Genomic DNA, 20,047 nt, shown 5'->3' with positions numbered 1-20,047 from the left:
GTTCAGCTTTCCGGAACGAGGAAGATCGCAGCGAGCGGCGGAATGGTGAGGCGGAGCTCGCCATTGACGGCGTGGACTTCGCCGATGTTGCCGACATTGCTGCCGCCGTAATGAGCGGAGTCCGAGTTGAACACTTCCTTCCACTTGCCGCCGAGCGGCGCGCGAACCCGGTAGTTGCGATAGACGTTGGGTGAGAAGTTGACGATCACCATGCACCGGGCGTGCTCGTCAAATCCCTTGCGCAGCCAGGCGAACACGTTGCGGCTGGCATCGTCGGTGATCAGCCATTCGAAGCCGGCCTGCTCGCAGTCCATCTGGTGCAGCGCGGGCACCGCGCGATAGAGCCGGTTGAGATCGCGGATCAGCGCCTGGATGCCTGAATGGGGCTTGTACTCGAGCAAGTGCCAGTCGAGCGACTGGTCGTGATTCCATTCGCGGCTTTGCGCGATCTCGGCGCCCATGAACAGCAGCTTCTTGCCGGGATGGCCGAACATGAAGCTGTAATAGGCGCGCAAATTCGCGAAGCGCTGCCATTCGTCGCCGGGCATGCGCCCCAGGATCGAGCGCTTGCCGTGCACGACCTCGTCGTGCGACAGCGGCAGCACGAAGTTCTCCGAGAAGGCGTAGTGCAGGCCGAACAGGATGTCGCCGTGATGATGCTTGCGGTGGATCGGATCCTTGCTGATGTAGTTCAGCGTGTCGTGCATCCAGCCCATGTTCCACTTATAGCCGAAGCCGAGCCCGCCGAATTCGACCGGACGCGAGACCTGGGGCCAGGCGGTGGACTCCTCGGCGGCCGTGGTCGCCTGCGGGAAACGCGCGAACAGTTCGGTGTTGAAGCGGCGCAGGAACGCGATCGCCTCGATGTTCTCCCGGCCGCCATGCTGGTTCGGAATCCACGCGCCGGGCGGACGGCTGTAGTCGAGGTAGAGCATGGACGCGACCGCATCGACGCGCAGTCCGTCGATCGCGTAGCGCTCGAGCCAGAACAGCGCGTTCGACACCAGGAAGTTCGTCACTTCGGTGCGGCCGTAATTGTAGATCAGCGTGCCCCAATCGAGATGCCGGCCCTGGAGCGGATTAGCGTGTTCGTACAGCGCTGTGCCGTCAAAGCTGCCGAGCCCGTGCGGATCGTCCGGGAAGTGGCCGGGCACCCAGTCGAGCAGCACGCCGACGCCCTCGCGGTGGCAGGCATCGACCAGCGCGGCAAAATCCTCTGGCGTGCCGAAGCGGCTGGTCGGCGCATACAGCCCGGTCGGCTGATAGCCCCACGAGCCGTCGAAAGGATGCTCGCTCACGGGGAGGAATTCGAGATGGGTGAAGCCCATGTCGCGGGCGTAGGCCGGCAGCTGCTCGGCCAGCTCGCGATAGGTCAGCCATTCATTGCCGTTCTTGCGCCGCCATGAGCCGAGATGGACCTCGTAGATCGACATCGGCGCAGATAATGCGTTGATGCCGTCGGGCGCCGGTCGCGGCCGGGGCAGATGCGCCTCGTCGAACACGATGGAGGCGGTCTTCGGCCGCACCTCGCTTGCAAAGGCCATCGGATCGGACTTCAGCGGGAGCAGATGGCCATGCGGTCCGATAATTTCGAACTTGTAGTGGTCGCCGGCCTTGGCGTGCGGGATGAACAATTCCCAATAGCCAGCGCCGCGCACCCGCATCGGATGGCGCCGCCCGTCCCAGAAGTTGAAGTCGCCGACCACGGAGACGCGCCGGGCGTTGGGCGCCAGCACCACGAAGCCGATGCCATCGATGCCTTCGAGCCGCATGGGATGCGCGCCGAGCTTGTCGTAAAGGCGCTGGTGGGTGCCTTCGCCGAGCAGATAGAGGTCGAAATCGGTCAGGATCGGTGGAAAGCGATAGGTGTCCTCGAATTCGATGACGTTGTCGCCGAACTTCGCGCGAAGCTGGTAGTGCTTCGCGCCGTTCGGCAGAGCCCCGATGAACAGGCCGGAATCATGAACGCGATCTAGCTTCGCCACCTCGCCGTGCTCGCCCACCGCCTCGACGTTGGAGGCATCAGGAAGAAACGCGCGCACCACGCTCTTGTCGCCCTCGGGATGCAGCCCGAGATAGTGGAACGGATCGGAGTGGCGACCCTCGATGATCGCATAGGCCTCGGCAGGGAGTTTAGGCATGGGCTTCGCTCTCGATAGTGGACAGAATGCGAAGCAGTCCTGACAGCGGCGCATGGAGCCCCTCAGGCCGGTGGGACAGCTCGTACTCTACTTCCTCAAACGCTTGATCAAGCAGGAAAAACCTTAACAGGCCTGCCGCGGATTGCGGATCTTCCGGCCAGAGCCGTCGATCGGTCATGGCTTCGCGGTAGGCGGTGAGGAACGTCGCGGTGGTGCGCTCGCGCCATTCGTCCAGCGCAGCCGTAAGCCGGCCCTGTTCGTCGGAAGCACCGGTGAGCGCGCGGTGGAGCGCCGCGTTAACCGAAAGATCAATCGAGCGGATCAGGCCGGCAACGTCGCGCGCCGCAGGCAGCTTGCGCCGCTTGTCGGCCAGCGGCAAACGCGGATCTCCATCGTAGTCGATGATGAAGATATCGTCCTTCACGATCAGAGTTTGCCCGAGGCGGAAGTCGCCATGATGACGGATGTTCAACCCGCCGATCTCGGAAGGCAACAGCGCGTCGAGCCGGCCGGACAGGGACGCGCGCACGGCGGCGAGCTGATTGATCAGCGGCCGATCTGCCTCCCGCAGGCCGTTGGTGCTGGCGGCCAGCCGCTCGAAAACCCGCTCGGCCCGTGCCTTGAGCTCCGATGACCAGCGCTTGATTTGTGCGGAGCCAATCGGCTCCGGCGCGAGATCGCCTGGCTTTGCGGCGGCCAGAGCCACATGCAGCTCGGCGAGCCGCCGGCCGATCTGCGTAATGAAGTGCAGATAGGGCGCCTGCTCCTGGGTCTCGCGGGGCATCTCGCCCGGTGGCAGCACCCGCTGCTCGTCGATATAGCGGTCGAGATAGCCCGCGGTGACGCCCCAGCCGTCGCCCTGGTTCTCGACATAGGCGTGCAGCACGCCGACTGCGCTGCGACGGTCGTCTTCAACCAGCTCGACGCTGCCGAGCAGTGCCGGCGTATTGGCAAAGCGGGCGATTTCGGTGAGGTAGGAGCCGATCTCGATCTCGGGATTGATGCCGGCTTCGAGCTGGCGATAGATCTTGGCGACATACTGGTTGTCGACCAGCGCGGTGCTGTTCGACTGCTCGATCGCGCGGATGCGTTCGGGCTCCTTGATGGTGTACTCGGCAAACCGGCTGGTCGCCTTGAACTCCAGCCGCAGATTGTTTTCTTCCACCACCAGGTTCTGCGACAGGTTGCGCAGGAACAGCCCGATGAAGATCTGCTCCGTTGCCACATCCAGCAGCGTCCCTTCGCGGGCGCCCTGACGCACGGCGGCGAGCGCTCTGGGATTGAAGCGTTCGCGGTCGAAGCGCACCCATTCGATCTGCATCGGCAGCACGTAGCGCGTGGTGACGTCGCCCTGCGCCACCTCGAAGAACGCGATCCAGGGCCTGTTGTCGCCGATGTCGCAGAACGGCACCGCCGAGGTCAGCGTCGGCTTGATCTGCTTGGGATTGTGCTCTGGATACCAGCGCGTGCGCGACAGGAATCCCGGCAGCACCTCATGCTCGAACACGCCGCGCTCGCGCGCCAGCGACACCCAGGTCGAGTTCACCGGCACCACCAGCGTCTCGAATTCCGGCACAGCGCGCGGCGTCACCGGCTCGGACTTTTCGCGCTCGGTGAGCTGGAACCAGTAGAAGCCATAGGGTCCCAGCGTGACCATGTAGGGCAGTTCGCCGATCGCCGGAAAACGCGTGCGGCCGAGCATCTCCTGCGGGATGCGGTCTTTCCAGGGCGACAGATCGAGCTCGGTCGCCTGGGCCGCGCGCGACAGATTGGCGACGCAGAGGATCACCTCGTCGCGGTACTGCCGGACATAGGCCAGCACGGCCCGGTTGGCCGGGCGGATGAAGGTCATGGTGCCGCGGCCGAAGGCGAGCGTCGATTTACGCACCGAGATCAGGCGCTTGGTCGCGCTGAGCAGCGAGGATAGGCTGCGCGACTGTGCCTCCACGTTCACCGATTCGTAGCCGTAGACCGGATCCATGATCAGCGGCGCGTAGAGGCGGGCTGGGTCACAGCGCGAGAAGCCGCCATTGCGGTCCGGGCTCCACTGCATCGGCGTGCGCACGCCGTTGCGGTCGCCGAGATAGATGTTGTCGCCCATCCCGATCTCGTCGCCGTAATAGATGATCGGCGTTCCCGGGAAGGACAGCAGCAGCGAGTTCATCAGCTCGATCTTGCGCCGGTCGTTGTCCATCAGCGGCGCGAGGCGCCGGCGGATGCCGACATTGATGCGGGCGCGCGGATCGTTGGCGTAGGTGGTCCACAGGTAGTCGCGCTCGACGTCGGTCACCATCTCCAGCGTCAGTTCGTCATGGTTGCGCAGGAACAGCGCCCATTGGCAGCTCGCCGGAATGTCCGGCGTCTGGCGCAGGATGTCGGTGATGGGGAAGCGGTCCTCCTGCGCGATCGCCATGTAGATGCGCGGCATCAGCGGGAAGTGATAGGCCATGTGGCACTCGTCGCCGCGGCCGAAATATTCCTGCACGTCCTCCGGCCATTGATTGGCTTCGGCCAGCAGCAGCTTGCCCTTGGAGTAGGAATCCAGCTCATGGCGCAGCCGCTTGATGATGGCATGCGTCTCGGGGAGGTTCTCGTTCGAGGTACCTTCGCGCTCGCAGAGATAGGGAATGGCGTCCAGACGGAAGCCGTCGACGCCGGCATCGAGCCAGCGCTTCATCACCTGGATCAGGGCGCTGACGACGCGCGGATTGTCGAAATTGAGATCCGGCTGGTGCGAGAAGAAGCGGTGCCAATAGAACGCGCCGGCCTCGTGATCCCAGGTCCAGTTCGACTTCTCGGTGTCGGTGAAGATGATGCGGGTGCCCTGGTATTTCTGGTCGGTGTCGCTCCAGACATACCAGTTGCGGGCGCTCGAGCCCGGAGGGCTGCGGCGCGCGCGCTTGAACCAATTGTGCTGGTCCGAGGTGTGGTTGACGACGAGCTCGGTGATGACGCGCAGCCCGCGTTTCTGCGCTTCCTGGATGAAGCGCTTGAAATCCTTCATCGTCCCGAAATCGGGATTGACCGCGCCGTAGTCGGCGATGTCGTAGCCGTCGTCACGGCCGGGCGAAGGATAGAACGGCAGCAGCCACAGCGCGGTGACGCCGAGCTCCTGGAGATAAGGCAGCTTCTCGGTCAGCCCTGCGAAATCGCCGATGCCGTCATGATTGCTATCGGCAAACGCCTTGACGTGAAGCTGATAGATGATGGCGTCCTTGTACCAGAGTTCATCCACGATCTCGGCAGCCTCGGCTTTCTTGGTGTCGACGGAAGACAATACGTTCATGGCGTGCGCCCTTACGCCAGGCAGCGGAACAGCAGCGCCGGATCGCGGTCGGGATCGATACGCAACCTGATCCCGCCCCATTCGATGCGGGCCTGTTCGCCGGTGAGGAGGTTTTCGAGTGCCGACACGTGGTGTCGCTGCCCGCCGGCGTCAACCGTGATGTCGCCGAGCGGCAACCAGAATTCGCGTACGTGGCGCGAGAGCGCAACCACGGCCACGACGATGTTGGCCGGGTCGGTCGCTTCCTTGACGAAGGCGATCGTCTCGTCGTCTTCGATGCCGAGGAAGCGCAGGTTCGCCGCCTGCTGAAGCGCAGCATTTTCGTTGCGGATGCGATTGAGCTCCGTGATGTACGTCTTGATATTGCCGGGCTTGTCCCAGTCGCGCTGCTTGATCTGGTATTTCTCGGAGTCGAGATACTCCTCGCGGCCGGGGATCGCGTCGTGCTCTAGCAACTCGAACCCGCTGTAGACGCCGTAATTGCCGGACAACGTCGCGGCCAGCGCGACGCGCGATTTGAACGCCCAGGTCTCGCCGCCCTGCAGATGATAGGGCAGCAGGTCGGGCGTGCTCACGAACAGGTTCGGCCGATAGAAGTCACGTTCGGGATAGCGCGTCAGCTCGCCGAGATATTGCTCCAGCTCCCACTTCGCCGTTCGCCAGGGGAAATAGCTGAAGGATTGTGCAAAGCCGAGCTTGGCGAGGCCCTTCATCAGCTTCGGGCGGGCATACGTCTTGGAGAACAAGATTACCTCGGGATGCCGGCGGCGGATGTCACGGATGAGCCATTCCCAGAAGGCGAGCGGCGCGGTGTCGTGATTGTCGATGGCGAAGATGGTGACGCCGTGGTCGATCCAGAACAGCATGGCGTCGCGAAATGCGTTCCACAGTCCAGCCCGGTCGACGGACGTGAAATCGGGGATGACGATGTCGGAATAGGGGCCCTCAGCCGTCCGCACCGAGCGGTCCGGGCGCCATTTGAACCATTCCGGATGCTGTGTCAGCCACGGGTGGTCCGGCGAGCATTGCACGGCGAAGTCGAGCGCGAGCTCGAGCCCGTATTCCAGGCAGGTCGCGACCAGCGCGCGAAAATCCTCGATCGTGCCGAGTTCGGGATGCAGCGCGTCGTGCCCGCCTTCGATGGCGCCGATCGCATAAGGCGAGCCGGGATCGCCTTCAGTCGCCACCGGCGTGTTGTTGCGGCCCTTGCGCCGGGTGCGGCCAATGGGATGAATGGGCGTGAAGTAGAGCACGTCAAAGCCCATCGCGGCGATGTCGGGCACGCGCGCGATGCAGTCGCGGAGCGTGCCATGCTGTCCTGACACCACGCTCTGACTGCGCGGCATCATCTGATACCAGGCGCCGAAGCGTGCCTTGTCGCGGTCGACGAACAGTGGGAATAGAGCCGAGCGCGTCAGGTCAGGCCGCGACTGGCTCTCGGCCATGGCTGCGCCGAGCTCGGTTGCCAGCAGCGGGGCAACGTCGCCGGTCTGAAGATAGTCCTCGCATTGCCTGACGATGACGGCGGCGGCGTCCTGCTGCGCGCCATGCGCCTTGGTCAGAAGGCCGGCGCCCTCGATCGCATCGAGCGTGACGTCGGCACCGGAGCGTTGCTTGCGCGCGACCCCGTGCGACCAAGTGGCGAATTCGTCGGTCCAGGCTTCGATCGCATAGACATATTTGCCGGGCTCGACGGGTGTGAACGCGCCGGACCACCGGTCATTGCCGTGATGGATCATCGGCTCGCTCTGCCATTCGCGGTCCTGTTCTTGTCGCCAGATCAGCGCTGCGCCGATCACGGCGTCGCCGTCGCGGTAGATGTCGGCCCAGACCTCGACCGGTTCGCGCGCGATCCGCTTCACGGCGAAGCGCCCGCCGTCGATCAGGGGATAGACGTCTTCGATGAGGAAAGTGCTGCCGGCTGCGGCACTCTCGACAGTTTGAATTGTCTTGTTCACGGTGATGCCATTGACAAGAAAGCAGGAGCCCGTTTCCCTTGCCGGGAACCTACGCTTGATACCTATATAGAAAGCCGCTTGTGTGTCATTGGTTCCCTGGGGAACGGCAGGCGCGGTTTGCGAGTTACCCAGACTAACCTCTTCCGTGACCTCGTTAAAATCAATTCCCCCGGCCAGAGAATGGCTTGCAAGCTGCGTGCCGAATGGATCTTTTAGCTCAAGCCCGGATCAAGGGCGTTCAATCCGAATTCGTCGATGCCCTCGGAAAGCTGCGGGTCACCGATCCCGTGGCCCTCAAATCCATCCTCGACGCCCTACCCGAGAAGCGGGTTTACCGCTTCGTCAGCGGGCCAGTGGTGGTGCGCGCCTTGGGACAACCGCGCACCGAATTGGTGACGATCGGTGCGCCGCCGCTCAAATGGAAGATGACCGGCAACGGCAATTTGATCGCGCAAGGTGAGACGCGCGAGCCCGTGATTGCCTGGCCCGCCGGCCTGCCGCTCGGCTATCACCGCCTGACGCTGACCGATGCCGAAGGCGTGATCGAAGAGGTGCCGATGATCGTGGCGCCGGAGCGGGCCTTCGGCGGCGATTTCGACCGCGGCTGGCTGCTTGCCGTGCAGCTCTACAGCGTCCGCTCGGAGCGCAATTGGGGCATCGGTGATTTCACCGACCTCGCCGGTCTCGTCCGGCTCGCCAAGCAGTTGGGAGCCGACGGCGTCGGGCTTAATCCCCTGCACGTGCTGTTCGACGACCATCCGGCCGATTGCAGCCCCTATTCGCCGAACAGCCGGCTGTTTCTCAATCCGCTCTATATCGACGTCGAGGCGATCCCGGAATTTTCCCCCGACCTCGTCCCCGACGCCGCCGCGACCGCCGCGCGGCTCCGCCAAGGTGATCGTGTGCCCTATCCGGACATGGCGGCCTTGAAATGGTTGGCCTTGCGTGCCGCCTTCGACAGCTTCGTGAAAACCGCGAGCGGCGTCCGCCGCAATCAGTTCGACGCTTTCCGCGCGGCTCGCGCGCCGCTGTTGTCCCGTTTTGCCTGCTTCGAGGTGCTCCGTCATCGCTTCGCGGCGCCGTGGTGGGAATGGCCGATGGAATGGCAGCAGCCGGACGAGACAAAATGCGCCGAGCTGCGCAGCGGGCCCGACAAGCACGAGGTCGAGTTCGTCGAATTCGTGCAATGGACCGCCGATAGCCAATTGCATGCCGCCAAGGAGCTGGCCGGCCAGCTCGGCATGCGGGTCGGGCTTTATCTCGACGTTGCTGTCGGCGTGCAGTCGAACGGCTTCGATGCCTGGAATGAGCAGGGTGCGATCTCCCGTCATCTGGCGGTCGGCGCGCCGCCGGACGTGCTCAACACCATCGGCCAGGATTGGGGCCTCGCCGGCTTCAACGCCGGCGGCCTGGAGGCGCAGTCGTTCGTGCCGTTCGCCGATATGCTCGCGGCTTCGATGCGCCATTCTGGGGCCATCCGTCTCGATCACGTGCTGGGCCTGAAGCGGCTGTATCTGGTGCCGCGCGGCTTCAAGCCCGACAATGGCGCCTATGTGCAGATGCCGTTCGAGGCGCTGCTGGCGACCGTGGCGCGCGAGAGCGCGGCCCATAAGTGCATCGTCATCGGCGAGGACCTCGGCACGGTGCCGGAAGGTTTTCGCGAGACCATGCAGGATTTCGGCATCTGGTCCTACCTCGTCATGATGTTCGAGCGCGACGATGCCGGTCACTTCCGGCCCGTCGATCACTACCGGCCCAACGCGCTGGTGACGCTGAACACCCATGATTTGTCGACCTATGCCGGCTGGCGCTCATTCAGCGATCTCAAGATGAAGCGCTCGCTCGGGCTCGATCCCGGCGAGAACGATCAGGCCCGCTGGGATGCGCTCGGCCTGCTCGACGAGATCCTGCGTGCCAACGGCATCCGTGCCAATGATGTCTATTCGGTGCTCGCCTTCCTGTCGCGCACGCCCTCGCGGCTGCTTGCGGTGTCGCTGGAGGATCTGCTCGGCGTGATCGACCAGCCCAACATTCCCGGCACGATCGACGAGCATCCGAACTGGCGCCAGCGCCTGCCCGTGACGCTCGACAAGATCCCCTCGAAAGTCGATCTCGCAGCTTTGAAGGCCGCGACGCGGGAACGCTCGTTGCCCGGCGGGCGTTGATCGCCGGGGTCTCCGGACGTCGTTTTCGAGGCTCGCACGACATTGTCTCAGAAAATCGAGGACTATGCGCTGATCGGCGACTGCGAGACCGCGGCGCTGGTCGGCCGCAACGGCTCGATCGACTGGCTGTGCTGGCCGGCCTTCGATTCCGATGCCTGCTTTGCCGCGCTCCTCGGCACGCACAAGAACGGCCGCTGGCTGATCGCGCCGGGCGAGGACGCCACCGCGACGTCGCGCCGCTATCTCGGCGACACCCTCATCCTCGAAACGCGCTTCGAGACGAAGAGCGGCACCGTTGCGCTGATCGACTTCATGCCGCCGCGCGGCAAGGCCTCCGACATCGTGCGGCTGGTCCGCGGAGTCAGCGGCACGGTCAAGATGCGGATGGAGCTCGTCATCCGCTTCGGCTTCGGAGTCGACATCCCGTGGGTGCGGCGGATCGACCATTCCCTGCTGGCGGTCGCCGGGCAGGACATGACCGTGCTGCGGACGCCGGCGCAGACCCGCGGCGAGGATCTGACCACGGTTTCCGATTTCGAAGTGAAGGCCGGCGAGACCGTGCCGTTCGTGCTGACCTACGGCCCCTCGCATCTCGAGCCACCCCCGCCGATCGACCCGGAGCTCGCGCTTCAGGAGACGGAAAAATTCTGGCAGGACTGGTGCAGCCACTGCAATCGCGATGGCGACTATCGCGACCTGATCGTGCGCTCGCTGATCACACTCAAGGCGCTGACCTTCGGTCCGACCGGCGGCATCGTCGCGGCGCCGACCACCTCGTTGCCGGAGAAGCTTGGCGGCGCCAGGAATTGGGACTACCGCTTCTGCTGGCTGCGTGACGCCACCTTCACGCTGCTGGCGCTGATGAACTCGGGTTACACCGAGGAAGCCTCGGCTTGGCACAATTGGCTGTTGCGTGCGGCGGCAGGCTCACCGTCGAACATGCAGATCATGTACGGCATCTGGGGGCAGCGGCGGCTGCTGGAATGGGAAGCCGGTTGGCTCGACGGCTACGAGGGCGCGCAGCCGGTGCGCGTCGGCAATGCCGCGCATGCGCAGCTCCAGCTCGACGTCTACGGCGAACTGATCGACGCCTTCCACCAATCGCGGATGGCCAAGCTCAAGCTCGATGACGAGAGCTGGGCGCTGGAATGCGCCGTGCTCAAACATCTCGCCGAAGTCTGGGACCAGCCCGATCATGGCATCTGGGAACGGCGCGGAGAGCCGAAGCACTACGTCTTCTCCAAGGTGATGACCTGGGTCGCCTTCGACCGCGGCATCAAGAGCGCCGAGACCTTCGGCTTCAAGGCGCCCCTGCTGCACTGGCGCACCTTGCGCGACGCCATTCATCGCGACGTCTGCAACAGGGGCTTCGACGTGGAGGAGAATGCCTTCGTGGAGTCCTACGGCTCGAAGCTGCTCGATGCCAGCGTGCTGCTGCTGCCGGCCGTCGGCTTCCTGGAAGCGTCGGATCCGCGCATTCGCGGCACCCTCGCGGCGGTCGAAAACCACATGCTGCGCGACGGCTTCGTGCTGCGGCACGATCCCCGCGAGGTGCCTGCGGGGCAACCGCCGCTCGAAGGCGCCTTCCTCGCCTGCAGCCTGTGGCTGGCCGATGCCCATGTGCTGGCGGGCGATCTCGACAAGGCGCAGATCTTGTTCGATCGCGTGGTCGATATCGCCAATGACGTCGGGCTGCTGGCCGAGGAATATGATTCAGGCGCCAAGCGTCAGACCGGCAATTTCCCGCAGGCGCTGACGCATATCGCGCTGGTCAACACCGCGCATAATCTGTCGGCGGCAAGGCAGGGCAGCCAGAAGCCCGCGATGCAGCGGTCGAAGTAGTGACCTAGGCGACCTCGTTCCGCTTCAAGATCATCTCCATCGCTTCCGCAAAACCGTCTTGCTCGTTGGTCGCGGTGACGTGGGTCGCCTGCTCCTTGACGTTGTCGGCGGCGTTGCCCATGGCGATCGAGGTGCCGCTGACGCGGAACATCGCGAGGTCGTTCTGCATGTCGCCGATGGTGGCGACCGCGTCGGTTGAAATGCCGAGGCGCTTGGCCATGGCTTGCACGAATGTGCCCTTGTCGAAGCCGGGCGGGGTGATGTCGAGGTAGTAGGTTTGCGAACGCACTGCCGTCGCCTCGCTGCCGAGCGCCTTCTGCATCGCCTTCTCGCAACGCTCGAGGCCCGCCGCATCGGCGCTGGCGCCGACGATCTTGCAGGCGCTGGCGAGATACGGCGAGAAATCCGTGACGATGGTGGGATCGGAGCGGATCGTGTGCTGCTCGTGAGCGACGTATTGGCCATCAGGCCTGTCGATCAGCCATTTGTCGGTCGTGAACAGCCAGATGTCGGCGCCGAAATCCCGGAGAATTTGCAAGCTCCGCTCGGCCGCGCCGGCGGGGATGAGATGCTGCTCGACCGGATTCATCTCGGGGTCGACGATTGAGGAGCCGTTGAACGGGCCGACCGGCAGCCAGAGTGCCAGCGGCTCGATCAGGAAGCGCATGCCGATCGCGGGGCGGCTCGACGTAATCGTGAAACCGATGCCGGCCTGGTGCAGACGCTGCACCGCTGACCTCGCGCGGTCGGTCAGCGTCTTGTCCTTGGTCAGCAGCGTACCGTCGACGTCGGAGACGACGAGCGAGATTTTTGTCATGGCGGTCCCTTGGGTGTTTCTTGGGTGTTTGGCCTCAGCGTTTCGCGCCGCCCAGTTTCAACTGCCGCACCGCGCCGTCCACGATCGCTTCCACGGATTCGTCGATCGAGACGGTGATCACGTGCTCGCCAGCCTCCGGCGGCTCCAGCGTGTTGAATTGGCTCGTCAGCAGGCCGGGCGGCATGAAGTGCCCCTTGCGTTGCGCGAGGCGGGCGGCGATCAGCTCCTTCGTGCCCCTTAGGAAGACGAAGCGGACGTCGTCGCGTCCGCGCAGCAGCACATCCCGATAAGTATGCTTTAGCGCCGAGCAGGCGATGATCACGTGCTCGCCCTTGTCACAGACCCGCGCGATCTCGTCGGCGATGGCGTTGAGCCAGGGCCAGCGATCCTCGTCGGTGAGGGGATGGCCGGCCCGCATCTTCTCGACATTGCTGGCGGGATGAAAGCTGTCTCCGTCCTCGAATCGCCAGCCGAGGCGCTCGCCCAACGCTTCTGCAACCGTGCTCTTGCCCGAGCCCGACACGCCCATCACGATCAATGCACAAGGTGCTTCAACGCCCGTCACGAATTCCCCCCGGAAGCGCGGCCTGGTCGACCAGCCAGACGGTCTCGCCATTCGAGCGCGCGCGTACGGCCGGCAGAGTCTCGCCATTGAGCAGGCGCGTCAAGATCGGCTGCTTGTCGTGCCCCGCTATCTCGAACAGCATTTCGCGGCAGGACGCCAGCGCGGGCAGGGTGAGCGAGACCCGCGGCACGAAGGGGGCAACATTGGCCTTGGGGACGCCGACCACCCAGCGCTCGGTCTCCTCGATCGCAGGATAGCCCGGGAACAGCGAAGCAGTGTGGCCGTCGGGACCTGCGCCCATCAAGACCATGTCGAACATCGGCCGTGCCGGGTCCAGGCTTTCCGCGCCGTAGAAAGCCTGCAGCTCGCGCGCATAGGCCTCGGCGCTCTGATCGGGGGTGTCAGCCGTCGTCGGGATCGGGTGAACATGGCCGGAGGGCGCGTTGCTATCGAGAAAGGTCGCGCGCGCGACCGCCATGTTGTTGAGGGGATCGCTTTCGGGCACGAAGCGCTCGTCACCGATGAACCAGTGCACGCGCTCCCACGGGATTTTTTCGCGCCAGACCTCGCTGCCCAAAAGCTGGTAGAGCTTCTTCGGGCTGGAGCCGCCGGTCAGGCAGATCGCAATGCGCCCGGGATTAGCCGCGATTCGCGCCATCACCCGCTCGGCCGCGGCCCGCGCGAGAGCCTCGGCGTCGGACTCGACGATCAGCTTCGGTTGTCCCGCAGCCGTCACGAAAACTTCCGCCAGCTTCGGCCGTCGCGGCGGAGCAATTCATCGGCGCAGGCGGGGCCGTCGCTGCCGGCTTGATAGGTCTCGATGCCGTTGCTGCCCGCGTTCTTCCAGGCGTCCAGGAACGGCTGCACCGCCTGCCATCCGGCCTCGATGCCGTCGGCGCGCTGGAACAGGATGTTGTCGCCGATCATGCAGTCGTAGATCAGCGTCTCGTAGCCGGTCGAGGGATCGGCCCGGAAATAGTCGCCATAGCGGAACTTCATCTCGACGCCGTCGATGGTGACGCTCGGCCCCGGGATCTTGGCGTTGAACTGGAGCTCGATGGTCTCGGTCGGCGCGATGCCGATCGTGAGGAAGTTCTGGGAGAGGCGATCGACAGCCGTGCCTGAGAACATCGACAACGGTGCCTGCTTGAACTTGATCGCGACCTCGGTGCGCTTGTGGCCGAGCGCCTTGCCGGTGCGCAAATAGAACGGCACGCCGGCCCAGCGCCAATTGTCGATCATCAGCTTCAGCGCGACATAGGTCTCGGTGGTGCTGCCGGGTTTGACGTCCTCGGTCTTGCGATAGTCCGGGATCTCATCGTCGCCGATTCGCCCCGAGAGATATTGGGCGCGCACCGAGCTCTTCAGCGCTTCCTCTTCGCTCGGGCGCTGAATCGAGGTCAGAATCTCGGCCTTCTCGGAGCGCACCGAATGGGCGTCGAAACGCGCCGGCGGCTCCATCGCGACCAGCGACATCAGCTGAAACAGATGGTTCGGCACCATGTCGCGCAGCGCGCCGGTGGCGTCGTAAAAGCCGCCGCGATGGCCGACGCCGAGCTTTTCCTCCACCGTGATCTGGATGTGGTCGATATGGTTGCGATTCCAGATCGGCTCGAACATGCCGTTGGCAAAGCGCAGCACCAGGATGTTCTGCACCGTCTCCTTGCCGAGATAGTGATCGATCCGGTAGATCTGGTGCTCGTCCATGATCTTCAGGAGTTCGGTGTTCAGCGCGCGCGCCGACGCAAGATCGGTGCCGAACGGCTTTTCGATCACCAGCCGCCGCCACGCGCCGTTCTCCTTCATCATGCCGGTGCGGCCGAGCTCGCGCGCGGTCGGCGCGAATGCGGCCGGCGGCGTCGCAAGGTAGAACAGCCGGTTGCCACCGGTACCTTCCGAACATTCCAGCTGATCGAGATGCGCGCGCAGGCGATCGAATGACGGCGGGTCCTTTGCGTCGGCCTCCACGAAGGTGACGCATTGCAGGAGCTGCCGGGCGACGACGTCGTCCACGGGGCGCGTCGCGAACTCGCGCAGGCCTTTCATCAGGCTCACGCGCAATTCGTCGTCCGACTGGCCCTTGCGGGCCACGCCGACGACGCAGAATTTCTCCGGCAGCATTTTCTCGGCCGCCAGATTGTACAGCGAGGGCATCACCAGTCGATGGGTGAGGTCTCCGGTCACGCCAAAGATGACGAAGGCGCAATTTTCCGGCTTGCGCTTTGGCTGCGGGTCTTTTGTCACGAACTATTGGCCTTCGCTTGTTACGTTTTACTTCCGCTTCGAGCTATTTGGGCTTCGAAGCAGCCGACTGCTTCGGCTCCTTGTGGCCGCCGAAGCCGGCTCGCATCGCTGAGAGTATTTTCTCGGCGAAGGTGTGTTCCTTGCGGGAACGGAAACGTGCGAACAGCGCCGCGGTCAGGACTTCGGCCGGCACGGCCTCGTCGATGGCGGCATTCACGGTCCAGCGTCCTTCGCCGGAATCCTCGACGAAACCGGAATACTCCGCCAGCGCAGGGCTATCCGCGAGCGCGGTCGAGGTAAGGTCGAGCAGCCAGGACGGGATCACGCTGCCGCGCCGCCACACTTCGGCGATGTCGGCGAGATCGAAATCGTAACGATGATCCGCCGGCAAGGCCTCGATGTTGGCGTTCTTGAGGATATCAAAACCTTCGGCATAGGCCTGCATCAAGCCGTATTCGATCCCGTTGTGGATCATCTTGACGAAATGCCCGGCGCCAACCGGACCGGCATGGATGTAGCCCTGCTCGATGCGGGGATCGCGCCCCTCACGTCCCTCCGTGCGTGGAATGTCGCCGGCGCCGGGCGCGAGCGCGGCGAAGATCGGATCGAGCCGATCGACCACCTGTTTCTCGCCGCCGATCATCATGCAATAGCCGCGGTCGAGGCCCCAGACGCCCCCGGAGGTGCCGACGTCGACATAGTGGATGCCGCGCTCCTTCAGCGCCTTGCCGCGGCGAACGTCGTCCTGCCAAAACGTGTTGCCGCCGTCGATGATCACGTCGCCTTCCTGCATCACGCCCGCGATGGTATCGATCGTGGTCTCGGTGATGTGGCCGGCCGGCAGCATCACCCAGGCCGTGCGCGGCCGCTCCAGTTTCGCAATGAACTCTTCGAGCGTCGCCGAGCCTGTCGCGCCGTCTGCGGCAAGGCCCGCGACGGCCTTGGCGTCCTTGTCGTAGACCACGGTCGAATGTCCCTGGCGCATCAGGCGGCGAACGATGTTGCCGCCCATCCGGCCGAGGCCGATCATGCCGAGTTGCATTTGAGAAATTCCCTTAGTTCAGTGCGTCATTGAGCGCCGCATTGAGCGCCGCGAGACCCTTCTTGAGCCCGCCCTTCAGGTGGACCCGCAGCGCGCGCCGGCCGCGCTCGGTAAGCACGTCGAAGTCGCCGCGCGCCTGCGCGGCCTTGATGACGCCGAAGCTGGCCTTCTGGCCCGGCACCGGCAAGTCCCTGGCATCGTCGGCGGTGATCTGGAGGAACACGCCGCTGTCGGGCCCGCCCTTGTAGGCCTGCCCGGTGGAGTGCAGGAAACGCGGGCCGAACTCGGCGCAGGTTGCGACATGTCGCTTCTCGCGCACTTCGAGCCGCATGGTCTGGAGTGCGTCGATCGTCGTCTTGTCGCGGGCGATGTAGCCGAGCAGGGCGACATAGTCGCCATGTTTGGAGCGGGACAGATGCGCCTTCAGCCATGAGGTGAGGTCGCCGTTGGCGCCGGCGGCCCGCAGGGCCGCGGCATTGGTCTCGTCGGTGTAGAGATCGGCCTCATTGGTGCTGACAACCGGCCGTTCGGCCGGCAGCGTGCCGGTCTTTTCGAACGAGGCGGTGAGCTCTCGGGTCTTGATCTTGGCCGCTTCCACGTCCGGCTGGTCGAACGGGTTGATGCCAAGGATGCTGCCCGCGACCGCCGTTGCCATCTCGAAGCGGAAGAACTCCTGGCCGAGATGGTCGATCGACTTCATCACGATACGCACGACGGGATGGCCGGCCGCTTCGATCGCAGCAAGCTGCGAGTCATGGGCGGGGTCCGCCTCACCCTCGATACGGATGTCGATGAAGAGCCGGTCATTGCCATAGACCGCGGGCTCGCCCAGCGGCTCGCCATCGATCGGGATCAGGCCCTTGCCGTCCTTGCCGGTCGATTCCGCGATGAGCTGCTCGGCCCAGGCGCCGAAATCGGCGATCTTCTTCGACGACAGGATCGTCACCTTGTCGCGACCTTCGAGCGCTGCATGGCCCATGGCAAGACCGAGCTGCACGCCGGGGTTCTCACTTGGCGGCACGTCCGGTCCGCAGGAGCGGGCCATCGCAAGCGCGTGCTTGACGAAGGTCTTGATATCGATGCCCGCGGTTGCCGCCGGCACCAGCCCGAACGGCGAGAGCACCGAGTAGCGTCCTCCGATGGAGGGCTCGCCGTGGAAGATGCGCGCGTAGTTCAGCGTCTTCGCCGCCTTCTCCAGCGACGACCCGGGATCGGTGACCGCAATGAAGCGATGGCCGGTCTTGACCTTCGGCCCGACCGCCTGCGCGACGCGCTCGTGGAAATAATCCTTCATCGCATTCGGTTCCGTGGTGCCGCCGGATTTGCTGGAGACGATGAACACAGTGTTGGCGATGTCGATCCTGGCTTCCATCGCCCGCACCTGCGCCGGATCGGTGGAATCCAGCACGTGCAGCTTCGGGAACCCGGGCTTCTTGCCGAAGGTCTCGGCCAGCACCTCCGGTCCGAGGCTTGATCCGCCCATGCCGAGCACGACGGCGTCGGAGAATTTCTGGCCCTTCACGCGACCGGCATAGTCCTCATAGTCGGCAACGTCGGCCTTGGCGGCGCTGTCGAGCCAGCCGAGCCATTTGTCCTCGTCGGTGCCGGTCCATACCGATTTGTCGCGCTGCCAAAGCCGGCGGATCTTGGCGGATGCGCGCCATTCCTCGGTGCTCTTGGCCACGGCCTTGCCGAGACCGTCGCCGAGCGAGAGAAGCTGGCGGTCGATCGCGGGCCCGAGCACGGTGGCGCGCTTGTGGGCGACCGCGCCATAGAGCTTGTCGGCGGCGTCGGCGAACTGCCTGACGCCGTCCCTGACGAGCTCCTCGGTGATGGCATCGAGCGAGACGCCGGAGCGCTCCAGCTCTTCCAGCACGCGCCTGGCGTCGTCGACATTCTCTTCCAGGCTGTCGCGCGGCGTGCCGTGGTCGCGGAACGCATCCAGTGTCGCCGGCGGCACGGTGTTGATGGTGTCGGGACCGATCAATTCCTCGACATAGAGGACGTCGCTATAGTCCTTGTTCTTGGTACCGGTCGAGGCCCACAGCATGCGCTGCGGTTTGGCGCCCTTGGCCGCGAGCTTCTCCCAGCGCGGCCCCGAGAACAGGCGCTTGTAGTCCTGGTAGGCGACCTTCGCATTGGCGATCGCGACCTTGCCCTTCAGCGCGGCGAGCCGTTCCTTCTCGCTCGGATCGTTGGCGCGGGCGATCTTCTCGTCGAGCTGCTTGTCGACCACCGAGTCGATGCGACTGACGAAGAAGCTCGCGACGCTCGCCACGTGGGAGGGGTCGCCGCCACCTGCGACGTATTGCTCCAGACCGGCGAGATAGGCCTCGGCGACTTGCAGATAGACGTCCCTGGAGAACAGCAGCGTGATGTTGATGCTGATTCCGTCGCCGATGAGCTGTTCGATCGCCGGCAGGCCGTCCGGCGTCGCCGGCACCTTCACCATCAGGTTCTTGCGGTTGACGTCCTTCCAGAGCCGCCGTGCCTCGGTGACCGTTTCACCGGTGTCCATCGCCAGATAGGGCGAGACTTCCAGGCTGACATAGCCGTCGCCGCCCTTGAGGCGGTCGTAGACCGGGCGCAGCACGTCGGCGGCGTTCTGGATGTCCTCGACCGCGACGGCCTCGAACAGGTCGGCGACCGACCGATCGCCGCGCTTCAATGCCTTGCCGATCGGCGCGTCGTATTCGTCGGAGCTGCCGATCGCTTTCTCGAAGATCGAGGGGTTGGAGGTGACGCCCTTGACGCCGTCGGTGTCGATCAGCCGCTTCAGGTCGCCTTTGGCGATGAAGCCGCGGGCCAGGAAGTCCAGCCAGACGGCTTGTCCGTGCTTTTCCAGTTCTTTGACGGGATTCATGATGCTAATTTATCTCCAAGCCTGCGGGCGAGGGGTTTCCGCGCCGGTCCTGACGCGCTATCCTCTAGCTTACATGCATCCTTGAGGGAACCAATCAAGGGTATGGGCGTCATATCCTCCAGTGTAACTCCGTCGCGATCATGGCGATCCGCGTAGAGGGAGCCGAGTTGCGTAAAAGGTCGTTGGCCGTGAGAAATCGGCCTGGCCCCGTTGCGTAACGTCAGCTGCTTCGGCTCGTCGCTCGTGGCTGCGCGGAGTACTCATCAGCGGATTCCGGTCCGCCTGATGCATCGTGGCTCGGTCGCGAATGGCCATGCTGGGGGAAAGCATGCAAGCACATAATGACCGTCCGGCGCTCGCCGTCACAGACAGTCCTCAATCGGTCACGTCGACCGGAAGCGTCGATGCGTCCCACGATCTCGAAATCGGTCCATGTACGACCCAAACGCGGCTGCTGGTCGTAGCAGGCTTCGCCATGACGCTGCTCAGCGCGACACTCGCGTTGGGCTGGTGGGATGCTTTTGGCGATTACGACACGACGGTCGGCTCTGCTGGCGTGGTGGTGTTCGCCCTGATGACCGGTCGGCTGATCTGGATGCTCCCCGCCGAACGGGGATCGGTGGTGATCGTCACCCCCTATGGCATCCGCGATCTCCGCATCGGCAATGAATTTTTGCTGTGGGACTCGATTGCGGAGATTTCGGCTGAAGAACGCCGCGGGCGCAAGGTGATCGTGCTGACGCCGACGCCGGCCTTGCAGCGGCAGCTCTGCACCATCCGCGGCTTGGCCCGTTGTGCGCAGGACGATCGGCAGAACGACCGCATCGTCATCCAGTCGGAGGGCCTGGCGACCGATTTTGATACACTGCTGCGCGCTTGCCGCGACTGTCACGCCGCCGGCGGTCCACGCACCGCATTGCAGCAGGAAGATGAACGCGGCACCCAAGGCTTCGCCGTACAAGCGTCATAAGATCGCCGTTCGCAGATCGCTATGATGGGGCGCCGGATGAACGCATCCCCGGTAACGCCCGGATGTTGCGAGCGAGTGACATTTTCTGGAAATGAGCCAATATACACAAAGATTCGCTCAAATATCAGGCAGGTGCCTGTTCGTAACTCACCCT

12 protein-coding genes are annotated in these 20,047 nt (G+C 64.3%); 3 read left to right on the top strand and 9 right to left on the bottom strand.

Features of this window, described 5'->3' with window-relative positions; translation table 11 throughout:
* Nucleotides 1-2: 2 nt before the first annotated feature.
* The 3 genes from glgB to IVB41_RS11510 are packed head-to-tail and all read right to left on the bottom strand — an operon-like array spanning nucleotide 3 to nucleotide 7,385.
* Nucleotides 3-2,141 carry a 1,4-alpha-glucan branching protein GlgB gene (gene glgB / locus IVB41_RS11520; RefSeq protein WP_247431101.1) on the bottom strand — a complete coding sequence of 713 codons (2,139 nt, stop codon included), beginning with the start codon at nucleotides 2,139-2,141 and terminating at the stop codon, nucleotides 3-5.
* Entirely contained in the window at nucleotides 2,134-5,427 is a 3,294-nt protein-coding gene (gene treS / locus IVB41_RS11515; RefSeq protein ID WP_247431097.1) for a maltose alpha-D-glucosyltransferase, read from the bottom strand. Before treS ends, glgB begins: the two co-directional genes overlap by 8 nt.
* Before the next feature lie 11 nt (nucleotides 5,428-5,438).
* Nucleotides 5,439-7,385 carry a maltotransferase domain-containing protein gene (locus tag IVB41_RS11510; protein ID WP_247431094.1) on the bottom strand — a complete coding sequence of 649 codons (1,947 nt, stop codon included), beginning with the start codon at nucleotides 7,383-7,385 and terminating at the stop codon, nucleotides 5,439-5,441.
* A gap of 203 nt (nucleotides 7,386-7,588) precedes the next feature.
* Between IVB41_RS11510 and malQ the strand changes: the two genes are divergently transcribed.
* Nucleotides 7,589-9,550 carry a 4-alpha-glucanotransferase gene (malQ, locus tag IVB41_RS11505; RefSeq protein WP_247431091.1) on the top strand — a complete coding sequence of 654 codons (1,962 nt, stop codon included), beginning with the start codon at nucleotides 7,589-7,591 and terminating at the stop codon, nucleotides 9,548-9,550.
* Between the two features lie 42 nt (nucleotides 9,551-9,592).
* Nucleotides 9,593-11,392 carry a glycoside hydrolase family 15 protein gene (locus tag IVB41_RS11500; RefSeq protein WP_247431087.1) on the top strand — a complete coding sequence of 600 codons (1,800 nt, stop codon included), beginning with the start codon at nucleotides 9,593-9,595 and terminating at the stop codon, nucleotides 11,390-11,392.
* Nucleotides 11,393-11,396: 4 nt separating this feature from the next.
* On the opposite strand, the gene IVB41_RS11495 is transcribed toward IVB41_RS11500, so the two are convergent.
* Genes IVB41_RS11495 through IVB41_RS11470 form a run of 6 tightly spaced genes read right to left on the bottom strand, consistent with a single transcriptional unit; the run spans nucleotide 11,397 to nucleotide 18,923 of the window.
* Entirely contained in the window at nucleotides 11,397-12,209 is an 813-nt protein-coding gene (locus tag IVB41_RS11495) for an HAD family hydrolase (RefSeq protein ID WP_247431082.1), read from the bottom strand.
* A 34-nt stretch (nucleotides 12,210-12,243) separates the two neighbouring features.
* Nucleotides 12,244-12,774, bottom strand: coding sequence for a gluconokinase (locus IVB41_RS11490; protein WP_247431079.1), 531 nt, complete (start codon nucleotides 12,772-12,774; stop codon nucleotides 12,244-12,246).
* Complete coding sequence (gene pgl, locus IVB41_RS11485) at nucleotides 12,761-13,510, bottom strand: 6-phosphogluconolactonase (RefSeq protein WP_247431076.1); 750 nt, start codon at nucleotides 13,508-13,510, stop codon at nucleotides 12,761-12,763. Before pgl ends, IVB41_RS11490 begins: the two co-directional genes overlap by 14 nt.
* Entirely contained in the window at nucleotides 13,507-15,018 is a 1,512-nt protein-coding gene (zwf, locus tag IVB41_RS11480; protein WP_027570566.1) for a glucose-6-phosphate dehydrogenase, read from the bottom strand. Before zwf ends, pgl begins: the two co-directional genes overlap by 4 nt.
* A gap of 43 nt (nucleotides 15,019-15,061) precedes the next feature.
* The gene (gene gnd / locus IVB41_RS11475) at nucleotides 15,062-16,060 is read right to left on the bottom strand and encodes a phosphogluconate dehydrogenase (NAD(+)-dependent, decarboxylating) (protein WP_027570567.1); all 999 of its coding nucleotides are present in this window, start codon (nucleotides 16,058-16,060) and stop codon (nucleotides 15,062-15,064) included.
* A 13-nt stretch (nucleotides 16,061-16,073) separates the two neighbouring features.
* On the bottom strand, nucleotides 16,074-18,923 hold the full coding sequence (locus IVB41_RS11470) for a bifunctional transaldolase/phosoglucose isomerase (RefSeq protein ID WP_247431073.1): 2,850 nt from the start codon (nucleotides 18,921-18,923) through the stop codon (nucleotides 16,074-16,076).
* Between the two features lie 307 nt (nucleotides 18,924-19,230).
* Here IVB41_RS11470 and IVB41_RS11465 point away from each other — a divergent pair, with 307 nt between their 5' ends.
* Complete coding sequence (locus IVB41_RS11465; RefSeq protein ID WP_247431069.1) at nucleotides 19,231-19,893, top strand: hypothetical protein; 663 nt, start codon at nucleotides 19,231-19,233, stop codon at nucleotides 19,891-19,893.
* Nucleotides 19,894-20,047 lie beyond the last annotated feature (154 nt).

The organism is Bradyrhizobium sp. 44, from assembly GCF_023073095.1.
Taxonomy (GTDB): Bacteria; Pseudomonadota; Alphaproteobacteria; order Rhizobiales; family Xanthobacteraceae; genus Bradyrhizobium.
Note: the sequence above shows the minus strand (reverse complement) of the source record. Positions and strands in the feature narration are given on the sequence as shown.